Annotated in this window: 10 protein-coding genes; 7 read left to right on the top strand and 3 right to left on the bottom strand. The window is 47.9% G+C overall.

From position 1 onward, the window contains the following. The first annotated feature begins 29 nt into the window (after positions 1–29). Positions 30–593 carry a hypothetical protein gene (locus HCJ96_RS01645; protein WP_169209279.1) on the top strand — a complete coding sequence of 188 codons (564 nt, stop codon included), beginning with the start codon at positions 30–32 and terminating at the stop codon, positions 591–593. 426 nt (positions 594–1,019) lie between these two features. On the opposite strand, the gene HCJ96_RS01640 is transcribed toward HCJ96_RS01645, so the two are convergent. Beyond that, positions 1,020–2,675 (bottom strand): flagellar assembly protein A, encoded by a 1,656-nt coding sequence (locus HCJ96_RS01640; protein WP_169209278.1) that lies wholly within the window; start codon positions 2,673–2,675, stop codon positions 1,020–1,022. Positions 2,676–2,765: 90 nt separating this feature from the next. Beyond that, positions 2,766–4,205, bottom strand: a complete 1,440-nt coding sequence (gene sbcB, locus HCJ96_RS01635; RefSeq protein ID WP_169209277.1) for an exodeoxyribonuclease I — start codon at positions 4,203–4,205, stop codon at positions 2,766–2,768. 140 nt (positions 4,206–4,345) lie between these two features. Here sbcB and HCJ96_RS01630 point away from each other — a divergent pair, with 140 nt between their 5' ends. From HCJ96_RS01630 to HCJ96_RS01615, 4 genes are all read left to right on the top strand, one after another. Further along, positions 4,346–5,377 (top strand): isoaspartyl peptidase/L-asparaginase family protein, encoded by a 1,032-nt coding sequence (locus HCJ96_RS01630; RefSeq protein ID WP_169209276.1) that lies wholly within the window; start codon positions 4,346–4,348, stop codon positions 5,375–5,377. Between the two features lie 283 nt (positions 5,378–5,660). Beyond that, positions 5,661–6,083 carry a CBS domain-containing protein gene (locus tag HCJ96_RS01625; protein WP_169209275.1) on the top strand — a complete coding sequence of 141 codons (423 nt, stop codon included), beginning with the start codon at positions 5,661–5,663 and terminating at the stop codon, positions 6,081–6,083. A 261-nt stretch (positions 6,084–6,344) separates the two neighbouring features. Next, on the top strand, positions 6,345–10,244 hold the full coding sequence (hrpA, locus tag HCJ96_RS01620; RefSeq protein ID WP_281358498.1) for an ATP-dependent RNA helicase HrpA: 3,900 nt from the start codon (positions 6,345–6,347) through the stop codon (positions 10,242–10,244). A 111-nt stretch (positions 10,245–10,355) separates the two neighbouring features. Next, a complete protein-coding gene (locus HCJ96_RS01615) occupies positions 10,356–10,658 on the top strand; it encodes a PilZ domain-containing protein (protein ID WP_169209274.1) in 303 nt (100 codons plus the stop codon). 39 nt (positions 10,659–10,697) lie between these two features. On the opposite strand, the gene HCJ96_RS01610 is transcribed toward HCJ96_RS01615, so the two are convergent. Then, positions 10,698–11,888, bottom strand: coding sequence for a class I SAM-dependent rRNA methyltransferase (locus HCJ96_RS01610; RefSeq protein WP_169209273.1), 1,191 nt, complete (start codon positions 11,886–11,888; stop codon positions 10,698–10,700). A 132-nt stretch (positions 11,889–12,020) separates the two neighbouring features. On the opposite strand from HCJ96_RS01610, the gene HCJ96_RS01605 reads away from it, so the two are divergent. Both HCJ96_RS01605 and HCJ96_RS01600 read left to right on the top strand, forming a co-directional pair. Next, on the top strand, positions 12,021–12,998 hold the full coding sequence (locus tag HCJ96_RS01605; protein WP_169209272.1) for an NAD(P)H-quinone oxidoreductase: 978 nt from the start codon (positions 12,021–12,023) through the stop codon (positions 12,996–12,998). 74 nt (positions 12,999–13,072) lie between these two features. Beyond that, positions 13,073–13,930 carry a helix-turn-helix domain-containing protein gene (locus HCJ96_RS01600; protein WP_169209271.1) on the top strand — a complete coding sequence of 286 codons (858 nt, stop codon included), beginning with the start codon at positions 13,073–13,075 and terminating at the stop codon, positions 13,928–13,930. Positions 13,931–13,951 lie beyond the last annotated feature (21 nt).

Below are 13,951 nucleotides of genomic sequence, written 5' to 3'. Positions count from 1 at the left end.
GCTCGCGCCCTTTAAACTAAGGAAATACAATGAAAAATTTAAAAAATCTATTAAGCACACTCGCACTAGTCAGCTGTTCTTTATTTGCAACTTTTCAAACGCAAGCTGCGATTATTGAACAAGACATTTTCATTGAAGATGATTTCTTCGGCCTAATCAACCTAGGCACGGTCGCCGTGGAAATCGACAATGATGTGGTTAACACGGGGCAAGGCTTATTGTACACCTCGTTTGATTTTCCTGCGATCAGCCTAGTGTCACTTGAAATATTAGGTTCAACCGGCATTTTTGATTTCTTTGATTTTGATGCAGGTGTAGATTCTGACAATATCTTTGCGGGAATCGAATTCTTGTTTTTCGATATTGAGGAATTCGTATTTGTAGACAACTGGAGCTATCAGCTGTTATTTGACGCTGCAAATACAGATATGAACTATGCTGACATTTTTGATTCACAAGGCTCTTTGGTAGCGTTCGGCGAAAATGTATTCTTAGGTCAAGCGCGTTTATCTGACGTATCCTTACCCTCTTCATTGTCACTTGCTGGCTTGATGGCACTGGTACTGTTCAGCCGCCGCCGCGCTCAGAAATAGTAATTTGAAATAGTAATTATCAAAGCCCTTTTTTAAAAAGGGCTTTTTTTTTATAAAACTATTAATCAATTCTTCTCTCACTTTTTACTTCTCTTTTCAATTTTTATTCGATGGGCTAATAGGAATTACGGAGACAGACAAACCAAATAACCCCGGTCAGAGACCAGAAATGCGCTGGTAAAAGTGGTTGCTTGGTAGATTTTACGGGTGGTAGTTGCGCAGAACTTAGTAAGAAATCTTCTTGCAGATTACATACGAAAGCGACAAACAATGCCAGCTCTGTAAGCTTAAATAACAGACGCAACAGCTTGAGCAGGGGAGTGATATAATCTGAGGCTTACGTAGGTATAACCAACTAACCTCATATCAAATCTAGTATCGCCATCTAAATAGAAGGTAACGAATAGCTTAAGTCTGAGCTACTGTTTAAACATACGGCTCGTAGTGCCACTGATGCCCTTCATATTTGACCAGTGAGCGATCATATTCGCGTTCAGAGCGCCAGTTTCGATTATTAAGTTTTGCCGATACACCAGGATATAGGCGTTTATTAGCAATAAGCCTGATTTCGCTTTGGTATTTCTCTTTTGATTCTTTCATTATTGAAGCTTTAGACTCAATCCAGTGCAGTAACGCTTCTTCGTTTTTCAGCAGCTCCAACGCTTCATCCACTTTTGATTTTAAATCGGAGGGGATTATTTTCTTTTTGATGAAGTCCAGCCTTTCTTTATGGCGCAGGTTATTCTCTTTAATTTGACGTAACAACTCATCCAGCGAATCTTTTCGCTCAAGCAGTAAGTTAAAGCCCGGACTAAAATCGACTTTTAACGTACTGCCCGAGACGGCACCTAAGGTACCCGCAATCACTTTGTTCTGGCTAACCACGTCGCAGGCGAACAGGTTACCCTGCGGGTTGTCAATCTGCCCAACAATCACTGAGCCATTGCACTTTAAGCGACTGTAAGCAAGCTGGCGTCCGACCGTAATATCACCTGCACATTGTAAATCCAACCCCTGCCCATGCTGCACATGGATGCTACCCGCTGCCTGCAATTGACAAGAGTAGGACGAGGCGTTCTCGTTCACCTTACCCATTGCACCTTCGGTAATAATGATGTCACCACCGGATTCAATGTGAGCAGACTCCGCAAACCCATTAATGGTCACATCGCCGGAGGCTTTGATGATCATTTTTTCAGTGACATCGCCATTGACCAGCACAGCACCGTCGTAATTGATATGACCTGTTCCTACGTTTACACCACTACAAATATAGGTGTCGTCGATATTCATGATCATGTCACGCCATTTGGGCATGCCACCGATGCTTGCCACCAGCACGTTATCGTCTTTTTCGCTAACGGCGGTGTTATCACCCATTTTAAAGTCTTGCCATTCGCCTGCCGTCGCCTCTAACACATTGCCTTTAACATCAAATCCACTGCGACCCGGTGTGGGAGCCGTTCTTCTAAGCACTTCAGTTTGTGCTTTGACGCAAATTACTTCACCTAAATTACGCATGTCGACCCGGCTGCCATCACTATTTTGTGGACGCAGTACTCGCTCGAGTGCATTAGGGACAAGGGGAATAAAGCGTGAATTTTTACCGTCGCGTGGGGGGAGGCCCTTCGCGCACACCTTTTCTATAACGGTGCCGGGTTTGGCCTGCCTGGCTTGCAACAACGCCGCTTTGAACGGTTTGATGCCTAGCCCTTTTGCAATATCGTTTTTTTGCGCCAACGTACGTAACGCCTGAATGGAAGGAAGCTTACCGCCGAAGGGTGTGATCAATACCAGGGTTGCAAGCATGTTGTCATTTTCAAAACGAAACTCAACTTCTGCATTGCGCTTTTCACCGATACGTTCACTGACTACCGTTTCTTCTTTGTTTTTGTAGTAATGATTGGCTTTATCAATGGCGGTTTTTAACGTGCTTTCGGCGATGTAATATTCAGCGAACTCACTATTGTTGATCTCGGCCATGATTTCACGCATGTCCGCTTCTTTTTTGAACACACTGGGTTCAAGTTTTAACTCAACATAATTCTTGGTGTCGTCTAAGTGAACAGTAACGCCTTGCATGATCATTTCCTGTTATACAGGGGGTAGTCTTTTAACGGTAGGTACGCCCTAATACTTTAGTAATACTTTATAGTGAAGCCGAACTTTACGTCAAAGGTTTTCTGCATATTGATACAGCGCCCTTAGAATCGCCATACGCTCAGGGTTGTCGCGGTGCAACACCGCAAGCTGTTCCAGTTCAACTAAATACGGCTCCAGGGTGATCGAACCCGCCGCGTGTCCGTCGGTCAGACGCTCTCTTCTATGCGCCTGCCATCTTTGCACTTCCGCATCATTTAAGGTGTGTGGATAGTTTCTTGCCCGATAGCGGAACAATTGCGCCTTTAATGTTGGATTTTGGGTATCGTCCAGCAGCGAAACCAACTGCTCCGGTTCGCTCTCATGCACACGGTGGCACCAATTTTTATCTTCATTATTAAGAAAACCGCCACTGTATAACGCATGGTCCACATCCACATCATCGTTAAAGCGCGGGGTTTCATGACGATATACATCAACTATCTTTTCCCGCAGGGCAGCGTCAGTGGCCAGTTGTTTAAAATTATTTGCGCAACGTTCTTTGTCGATGCCAAGGCGCTCAGCCATCTCATCGGCCAACGAATTGGCCGGGGCAATGAATGGGGAGCGATTAATGTGAATAAGCTTAATGCCCGGGCGCAATCCCTGTTCCAGCTCAACAGTTGGGGTGTACAGCATACCGCGAATAGTATCAGCATCATTATCCTGTAAGGGCGCAAGTGATTTGTTTAAATCAATTGCGATAACGCAATTTGGCTGAGTAGGGTGCACATCAATTGGCAGCACCCAGGTGCATCCACCCTGACTGGCAGGAATTCGTGAAGACACATGCACCAACACTTTGGGTTCGGTGAAATTCATCTGCTTGAGCACGGTGTGCTTTTGTCTTAACGAGTAGTACCAGTTAAACAGTTTTGGCTGCTTCTGTTTGATTAATTTTGCCAGTGCGATAGTCGCATATACATCTGATAACGCGTCGTGAGCCTGACCATGATCCAACTGGTTCGCCGCGGTCAAATCTTCTAATTTGAAACTGGGAGCACCATCTTCACGAGTTGGCCAGTTTATGCCTTCGGGTCTGAGTGCGTAACAGGCGCGAACCAGATCAATTATATCCCAGCGACTATTACCGTTTTGCCATTCTCTGGCATAGGGGTCGTAAAAATTACGATAAAACAGATAGCGACTGACCTCATCGTCGAAGCGAATGCTGTTGTAGCCCACCACACATGTATTCGGAATGCTCATGTGTTGTTGGATTTTGCTTGCAAATTCCGCTTCTACCATGCCGTCCCGCAACGTTTGCTGTGGCGTGATACCGGTCACCAGACACGCCTGGGGATGGGGAAGGTAATCATTGGCAATCTGAGACATGATATTGATGGGTTTGCCAATGATATTCAGATCCAAATCAGTGCGAATGGCAGCAAACTGGCAGGGTAAATCTTTTTGAGGGCTGGTGCCGAACGTTTCGTAGTCATGAAATAATAAACTTGGCGTCTGCGTGTTCACCAGCAAGCTTTCCTCAATTGAATCTGATTATATAAAGCGGGCAGTGTACATGTTTCCTAAATCTATACCAATCACCAATCACCCGAATTGTTAATTTCATGCTAACCTTGGGTAAAACAACGACATTGAGGCCTATTCTGATGAAATCTACCCTAACTTTGTTTTCTTTGCTTTTCAGTTTTGCGGTTGTTGCCGAAGACGCCGGTCCACCCGTAGCAATTGCCATTCACGGCGGTGCAGGCACCATTCTACCGGAAAACATGACCGCAGAGATGGAAGCTGATTTTACCCGCACACTGTCGCGTGCAGTCAAACAGGGTTACACCCTGCTCAAAGCAGGTAAATCGGGAGAGGAAGCAGTAGTTGAAACCATTAAAATTCTGGAGTCATCGCCTTTGTTCAACGCCGGTATAGGCGCGGTCTATACCTATGATGAAGAGCACGAACTCGACGCTTCTATCATGCACGGCGGTACTAAAAACGCCGGCGCAGTGGCCAGTGTGAAGACCGTATTAAGTCCGATAACCCTGGCACGAGCGGTAATGAATGAGTCGTCTCATGTGATGCTATCTGGAAGCGGAGCAGAAACGTTTGCCAAAGAGCAGGGGCTGGAAATGGTAGCTAACAGTATCTTTAATACGCCGCATCGTCTGCAGGCACTAGAAGAGGCTAAAGCTCGTATCGAAAAAGCGGGTGTTTACCGTGATGCGCAGCAGGGCAATGAGCGCTTTGGCACCGTGGGTGCGGTGGTGCTGGATAGCAAGGGTAATCTGGTTGCCGGTACCTCGACTGGTGGCATGACAGCGAAACGTTACGGGCGTATCGGTGATTCGCCGGTGATTGGTGCGGGCACCTATGCAGACAATGAGAGTTGCGCGGTGTCGGCGACCGGACATGGCGAGTTTTTTATTCGTTATCACGTGGCAGCGGACATCTGTGCCCGCGTGAAATATCAAAAAGTCAGCCTCAATGAGGCGGCAGATGAGGTAATAAACACAGTATTGGCTGACGTAAAAGGAGAGGGTGGCGTTATAGCGATTGACGGTAAAGGCAATATCGCCATGCCGTTTAATTCGGCTGGCATGTACCGTGCGCGAATTGATGCCAGTGGCCAGATGGCAGTAGGAATTTACAAAAACTGGCAGCTTGAGCAGGACTGGCAGAAAAATTGAAAATAATCTATTTGTACATGGCTGCGGCGGGGTATATCAACTAAACTTAATTTAACACAATATAGCCTGCACAGGCTCCCTGAAAATTGCTTGTCACATTATTAAGTTAAGCTTGCAAGTAACAAGAATCGTTCACTCAGCCTGTTGGGTAACCTGGCTACGTGTTGTGTAAGTACCGGGAAGATTATGCGTTCAATAATAATCCTGTCAATGCAATGAGCAGTAATGATAATTACAAGTACAAGATTTCAAAACATCGCAATGAAGTCTAAGGGGAAACAGCATGGAATCGTTAAAAGTAAGCGACTATATGAATACCCACCCGGTAAAACTGGGGGTAGAAATGCCAGTTGCTGAAGCCGTTGAGAGGTTACTGCAAAGTGGCCAGACTGGCGGACCAGTGGTTGATGTAAAAGGCAAAGTTGTGGGGTTTGTTTCCGAACAGGATTGCCTTCAACGCATGATTGAATCCAGTTATTACCGTGAGCAGGTGTGTCGCGTAAAAGAAGTCATGCGAACACCAGCGCTCACCGTCAAACCTTATTCTTCGGTACTGGAATTAGCACAAATGCTGTTACAGTCAAAACCGCGCATCTATCCGGTGGTTGACGATGATGGTGTGCTGGTGGGTACTATCAATCGTGCCGCAGTGTTACGGGCAATTGACTTACAATTGCGCTCTGGTTACCAGAAAATGGCGGGCTAGTCACGCTGCCAATAAGACGCGCTCAGCCAAAGCGCGAAGACAACAACTTCACCGGGCTGCAGCATTCTCACTCGTGCTGCTTAACCCGTCATGCATTAATGGGGTTGCGATAGCTCCCGGTTTGATAGTGTCATTTCATTGTTACATACCAATCTATCTGGCGAATTATCAAGCGCGTTGGTCGCTCTCAAAGATAATCTTTTCTGGTATTCCTAATCCGCTTCTTCTAGGATCGCAGCCTTGAGTAAAAGGAGTCCGGATTTGCCTGAAATATCATCGTCGTCTGTGTCTATCAGTCAGCTTAAGCGTGACATCAATCGTTGCATGATTGTCGAACAATTCGCCTTCAAACGACGTCTGCATCATCTCGCATCAAAAACAAAGCAAACGGATACCGCACAAAAGCTTGAACGACTATCAGTGGATATAGAGCAGTCTCGCCTTAAGCGCAGCGAACGCGAGCAGAATATTCCGGCCATTGATTATCCCGATCTTCCGGTCAGCGACAAACGCGCCGATATCAAGCAAGCCATCAGTGCGCATCAGGTGGTCATTATTGCGGGTGAGACAGGCTCGGGCAAAACCACGCAAATCCCCAAAATATGTCTTGAGTTGGGGCGCGGGGTGGCCGGGTTAATCGGACACACGCAACCACGCAGGCTGGCTGCACGCAGTGTTGCCAATCGCATTGCTGAAGAAATGAATACGCCGCTGGGCGAAAAAGTCGGCTTTAAAATCCGTTTCTCTGATCAGGTCAGCGACAGTACCTACATCAAACTGATGACCGACGGTATCTTATTGGCGGAAATGCAGCAGGATCGGTTCTTAAATCAGTACGACACCATTATCATTGATGAAGCCCATGAGCGCAGTCTTAACATTGATTTTTTGCTCGGCTATCTCAAACAGCTGCTAGTCAAGCGCCCGGAACTGAAGCTTATTATCACCTCAGCCACCATCGATCCTGAGCGCTTCTCACAACATTTTAACGACGCACCGATTATAGAAGTCAGCGGCCGTACCTATCCGGTTGAAATTCGCTACCGGGATCCTACCGAGCAGGAAGATACCCCTGATCTGGCTGATTCTATCATGCAGGCTGTGGATGAACTTGGCCACGAACCACCGGGGGATATTCTGGTGTTTTTAAGTGGTGAAAGGGAAATTCGTGATGTGCAGGATGCGATACAAAAGCGGCAGTATCGTCACACCGAAGTAGTCCCGCTTTACGCGCGTCTGTCTGCGGCAGAGCAAAACCGTATATTTCAATCTCACAGTGGCAGGCGAATCGTACTGGCTACCAATGTGGCGGAAACCTCGTTAACGGTGCCAGGCATTAAATATGTGATTGACCCCGGCACCGCCCGCATCTCTCGCTACAGCGCTCGTAGCAAAGTGCAACGCTTGCCTATTGAACCTATTTCACAGGCATCGGCTAATCAGCGGGCAGGACGGTGTGGCAGGGTATCGGATGGGATCTGCATTCGCTTGTATAGCGAAGAGGATTTTACCGGCCGCCCCGAATTCACCGATCCGGAAATTTTACGTACCAATCTAGCCTCCGTCATTCTACAAATGCTGGCGCTGGGGCTGGGTGATATTGGTAAATTCCCCTTTGTGCAGCCGCCGGACGACCGCAACATCAACGATGGCTTCAGATTATTAGAAGAGATTCAGGCCACCACACGCCAGCATGGCAAACAAAAGTTAACCCAGCTTGGCAGAAACGTGGCCCGTTTGCCCATTGATCCCCGCTATGCGCGCATGGTGATTGAAGCAAAAGCCACCAATGCGGTGCGCGAAGTGATGGTGATTGCCGCTGGCCTGTCGATTCAGGACCCGCGCGAACGGCCGCAGGATAAACGACAGCAGGCCGACGAGAAACACAGTGAATTTCACGATAAAGCATCCGATTTTATCAGTTTACTTAATTTGTGGAATGCGTTCAGAACGCAACAAAACGCGTTGAGTAATAGCCAGTTACGTAAATGGTGTAAAAGTTACTTTGTTAACTATCTGCGCATGCGGGAATGGCAGGATATCGTCAGTCAGTTGAAAAAATCGTTGGCAGATATTGGCCTGGGTATAGCGAAACATGAAGCCGATTTCGACAGTATCCATCGCGCAATTTGTGCAGGCTTGCTGTCTCATATCGGCTTAAAAGACAAAGAGCGCGAATACCTGGGCGCTCGCAATACGCGCTTTGCCATCTTTCCCGGTTCCGGTTTAGCTAAAAGCCAGCCCAAATGGGTGATGGCGGCAGAGCTGGTAGAAACATCGAAATTGTTTGCCCGCCTCAATGCGCGCATTGACCCGCAATGGATAGAGCCACTGGCGAGCCATTTAACCAAATCGTCCTACTCGGAACCCCACTGGTCGAAAAAGCGTGGGGCCGTCATTGCTTATGAAAAAGTCACCTTGTTCGGGTTACCTATAGTGGCGAAGCGTGCGGTGGTCTACAGCAAGATTGATCAGGCGCTTTGCCATAACCTTTTTATTCAGGAAGCACTGGTGAATGGACATACCCAGTTAAATGCCGATTTTTTAAGCCATAATATGGCACTACTTGAACAGGCGGATGAGCTGGAGCAAAAAACGCGGCGGCGGGATCTGATGGTTGAAGAGCAGGTGCTGATTGATTTTTACGCGCAACGGATTCCAGAGCATGTCAACAACGAGGCTGCGTTTAAAAAATGGCTTAAGCAAAACAAGCAAGTCGATTTACAGCTTACCGAAGCCGATATTTTAAACGAACAACCAGGCGCGGCCATTGAGAACGCCTATCCGGATGAGTGGCGACAAGGGCGCCTGCGGTTGCCTTTGAGCTACCATTTCGAACCTAATTCCGCGGTCGACGGTGTTACCGTACACATCCCGCTACCAGTACTGAATCAGATTGAAAACGTTGGCTTTGACTGGCAAGTCCCCGGGTTGCGCCAGGCCAAAATTGTAGCCTTAATCAAGGGGCTGCCCAAACGCTTGCGTAAAAACTTTGTACCCGCACCAAATTATGCAGAAGCATGCATCGCGGATATCAGCATGCAGGACAAAAAAGGCAACCCGATAACGCTGACCAATGCGCTATCGGATAAATTGCGGCGCATGACGGGCATTCAGGTCACTGCCGAAGACTGGCAGGAAGTACAGCTTGAATCGCATCTAAAAATGCATTTCGCGGTAGTCAACGAAAAGGGAACCATCATTGAAACTGGTGATGATTTACCCACCCTTAAACAGAAGTGTCAGGGCCAGGTCAAACAAACCTTTGAGGCGGCTGCCACTGATGAGCTGGAGCGTAAAGATCTTCAGCAATGGGATTTTGATGAGCTTCCGGATACCTTTACCCAGCGCATGGCCGGTTTTGAAATTCAGGCCTTCCCCGCGCTGGTGGTCAGGCAAAATAAAATCAATATTGAGTTAATCGATGATAAGGATAAGGCCGCCCAAAAACATCAGGAAGGGCTGGCTCATCTGATTAAAAAGGCGATGCCGTCTCCATTAAGTTATCTGCAAAACAAGCTGCCTAACAAAGCTAAACTGGGCTTGTATTTCAATCCGTTTGGTCAGGTCAATGCGTTGATAGATGATTGTATTCTGGCGGGCATTAATCAGCTTGCCCGGGAATTTTCTGCTCAGGAAAACACCCAGATAAGGGACAAACAGACCTTCGAGCGTTGCGTAGATTACATACGCGGGCGCATTAACGATACTGTGCTAGACATCGCGCAGCAGGTTGAAGTAGGGCTGACGGTGGCCCATGAATGTCAGAAAAAGATGAAAGGAAACGTGCCGCTTAACATGATTAACGCCCTGGGCGATGTCAAACAGCAACTTAATAATCTGGTGTTTCCCGGCTTTGTGTTTGCGCTTGGGGCGGATAAATTAAATGACTGGAACCGCTATTTGAAAGCGCTGGCCAGAAGATTGGAAAAATTGCCGGTAGACCCGAATAAGGATCGCCTGGCGCAACTGGAAGTTGAGAAAGTCAGCGACGCCTACCAGCAGGTACTGAAAAAGTATGCGCAGGAAAAAGTTCCCACGGAGCTGCTCGAAGTCAGGTGGATGCTGGAAGAGTTAAGAGTGTCATTGTTTGCCCAGCAACTGAAAGCCGCTTACCCGGTCTCCGCCAAACGCATTCAAAATGTGCTGGCGGAATTTTAATGTTTTTTTTAAAGCTATTTTCACATTGACAAGCAGGGGCTAGCACCCTATAACGGTGTACATAGCGTTTGTTTATACCAATTAAACATCAGTCGAGTCAGGAGAGGTAAGATGTTGGGATACGATGATAAGCGTAATTTTTTTCGTATGATGGTCAATTCCCCATGCGAATTGCAGGTAAATGATGAAGAATCAAGCCGCACCCTGCATGCAGTGTGTAAAGACATCAGTGCCACTGGGATGTCATTAGAGGTAGCGGAATCATCCGTTGAAGTGGGTACCCAGGTACACGTTTCCATCGATTCGAACAGCTCTCAAATTCCTTCACTTTCTGCCATGGCAACGGTAGTGCGTTGCGAGCCTGAGTCTGAGAGCAGTTGCGTAATCGGGGTTGAAATTTCAGAAATGAAATAGCCCCTGTTCAGTTTGGTCACACCAGACTGATCCTTTGGTTTAGTCTGTGACTTCGCACACCAGACCTTTCAGGTAATACCCTTCAGGAAATGCGCCTGACACCGGGTGGTCCGCTGCCTGGGACAGGCGTTCAATAATTTTAATGTTTTTACCCGCATCCAATGCCGCATCAGCCACAATCTTCTGAAATAAATCGGCGCTCATTAACCCTGAGCAACTAAAGGTGAGCAGTAATCCACCCGATTTAACGGCGTGAATGCCATACATGTTGATGTCTTTATACCCTCTGGCGGCACGATTCAATGACGCTTTGCTGTCAACAAATTTAGGCGGGTCCAGGATCACCATATCGAATTGCTGTTTGTCGCCATGATATTGGCGTAGCACATTAAACACATCGTCATTCACCATGGTGCAATCTTCGGTGGCTAACTGATTCAGCTGTAAATGCTCTTTGGCGCGATCCAGCGCAGGCTGAGACACATCCACATTGGTTACATGGGTTGCGCCACCCTTAAGTGCATAACAGGCAAATGTGCCGGTATAACTGAAACAGTTTAATACGCTGGCACCCTTGGCGTAACGCATGGCGGCAAAGCGACTGTCCCGTTGGTCAAGATAAAAACCGGTTTTGTGCCCGGTGGCAATATCTACACGAATGTTCAGGCCATTCTCGATGATGTCGACATTTTGCGGAACATCGTCAGTTAACGGCTGCACAAGGGGCTCGAGGCCTTCTTTATGACGCACGTCAACGTCGCTGCGTTCGAATAACGCTATTCCCGGTAGCAGCTTTTGCAGTGCCCAGACAATTTTATCACGATGTTTATCTGCCCCTGCACTCAGCAGTTGCAATACCGCTACGTTTGCATACACATCAATGGTTACGCCGGGCAGGCCATCGGATTCTGAGGCGATCAGGCGATATGCATTAGTAATGGCGGGATCGAACAACCGTTGCCTCAGGCGCAGGGCTTGCTCGATACGACGCACAAAGAAGCCGTTATCAATAATCTCATTCTGATCAAACGTCCACATACGAACCCGAATTTGCGAGTCAGGAGAATAAGCGCCGCGGCCCAGCCACTTGCCCTTGCTGTCGACCACATCCACCGTATCACCTTTATTGCAGCGGCCTTTGATTTTTTCGATGGCGCTGGCGAATACCCAGGGATGGCGACGGAGAAGCGATTTCTCTCTTTGAGGAGCTAGGATTGCAGTTGCTGACATAGTGGCTCACCTGATTAACCTTGATGGCGGCGAAGTATAGCGAATTAATCAGCGATTGCACCCAGAGTTTAATTCAATGGGCTCGAAAGCCATGCTAGGCTGAATGAATTGATGGTGCAGAGACAGCTATTTATGAAATTTATTAACTTTAAACAAGGTGGTGAACCTGAAGACTTATATCAGGACGAATGCTCAACGCCAGAGGTTAACCCTCACCAGATAAGAATTCAGGTGCAGGCGTTTGGGGTAAACCGCGCAGATACGCTGCAACGATTGGGCAAGTATCCGCCTCCGCCCGGCGAAAGTGCGATTCTCGGCTTAGAGGTGGCAGGCATTGTTGATGCTGTGGGCAGTCAGGTCACGCAATGGCAAAAAGGAGAGCGGGTTTTCGCGCTGGTACCCGGCGGCGGGTATGCAAAACAGGTCGTTGTTAACGCTGATCATGTGATGCCCATTCCAGGTGATCTGAGCATGGTGGAGGCGGCGGGCATTGCCGAAGTGTTCTTAACGGCCTATCAAAGCCTGTTTTTAGTTGCCAAACTACAACGCGATGCGCATATTCTCGTTCATGCTGGTGCCAGTGGCGTAGGGCTCGCCGCTACGCAATTAGCCTCGTTCTCGGGAGCCAGAATAGCGTGCACCGCCTCGTCGAAACAAAAGCTGGAATTATGCAAAAGTATGGGCGCTGACGTGTTGATTAACTATCAGGAACAGGATTTTGCTGAACAGATACAGCAGCACTTTCGCGGTGGTGTTGATATGGTGCTGGATTTTATTGGCGGCGATTACATTAATCGCAATCTAACGGTATTAGCACAGGATGGCATCGTGGTTTACCTGGCCATGTTAGCAGGACGCTTCGCCGATAAGCTGGATATGGGACTGATGCTTAACAAACGTGCCACCTTAACTGCTTCAACCTTGCGCAACAGAAGCGATGACTACAAAGCACACCTGATTGCAGAGTTCAGCCATCATTGTCTGGATGCCTTTGCTGAACGTAAGCTCGTGGCCAATATCGATACTGTGTATGCAATTGACGATATTGCTATCGCCCATCAACGTTTACATGATAACGATTCGCAGGGAAAATTGATCATCAAATGGTAAAAGCGCAATATCTATCATGGTGTTACGTTTGCAATTCGATATGCTGACTTTCTGGTAACTCATTAGGTGTGTAAGTGAAAACAGCAACCACAGAACGAACTAAAAAAGTGATTGATTATCTGGCCCGGCATTTAGACAACCAGCCTGATCTGGCGGAACTGGCAAGCGTGGCGGGGGTCTCCAAATATCACTTTCATCGTCAGTTTCAACAGCAATTCGGTGTCTCGCTTGATGTCTTTCAGCGCTTGATCCGACTACGAAGAGCAGCCTGGCAGCTGGCTTTTCGCCCAGACTCGACCGTACTGGATATAGCCATCGAAGCAGGCTATGGCAGCTCAGAGGCGTTTAGCCGCGCGTTTAAAATGTACGGTGGTCAGAGCCCGGGTGCGTTTCGTGCGCAACCTGACTGGACGGTCTGGGATGAACTCTCGCAACCGCTGAAAGCCATTGAAGGAACTGTTAGCCAGCACGAAGAAATAACGCAGGAGGAGGTCGTCCTTTTCCCGGAAACTGACATTGCCCTGAAAATACACACAGGGGCTTATCAGATGTTGCCCCAATCGCTTCAACAATTTATTCAGTGGCGAAAACGCCATCATCTGCCACCGGGTAAAAGCCGCACGTTCAATTTATTTTTTGAAGAGAGCGGGAAGGATGGCGCGATGAAGTTTGGGATTGCCTGTAGCGGTGCCAAATACGTAGAGCAAAATGAACAAGGAGTCATAAAGAGTGTGATCCCGGCAATGCGCTGCATCAGCAAGCTATTCACCGGTCATGAGCAGCAGTTGGGCGCGCAAATCAACGCCCTCGTGGATGAATGTAAAGAGCCGATGGATGATGGCCATCCGGTGATCGTCGAACGACTTCGATGGTTCCCCGATGTGCCGCATCATGAGGCACAATTTAAGATTTTTCTGCCACTTAAAACGTGAGTGCAGGAGCAGGGAGCTAAC

Origin of the sequence: Alteromonas ponticola (assembly GCF_012911815.1) — a bacterium.
GTDB lineage: Bacteria > Pseudomonadota > Gammaproteobacteria > Enterobacterales > Alteromonadaceae > Alteromonas > Alteromonas ponticola.
This window is presented reverse-complemented; position numbering and strand designations above follow the sequence as displayed.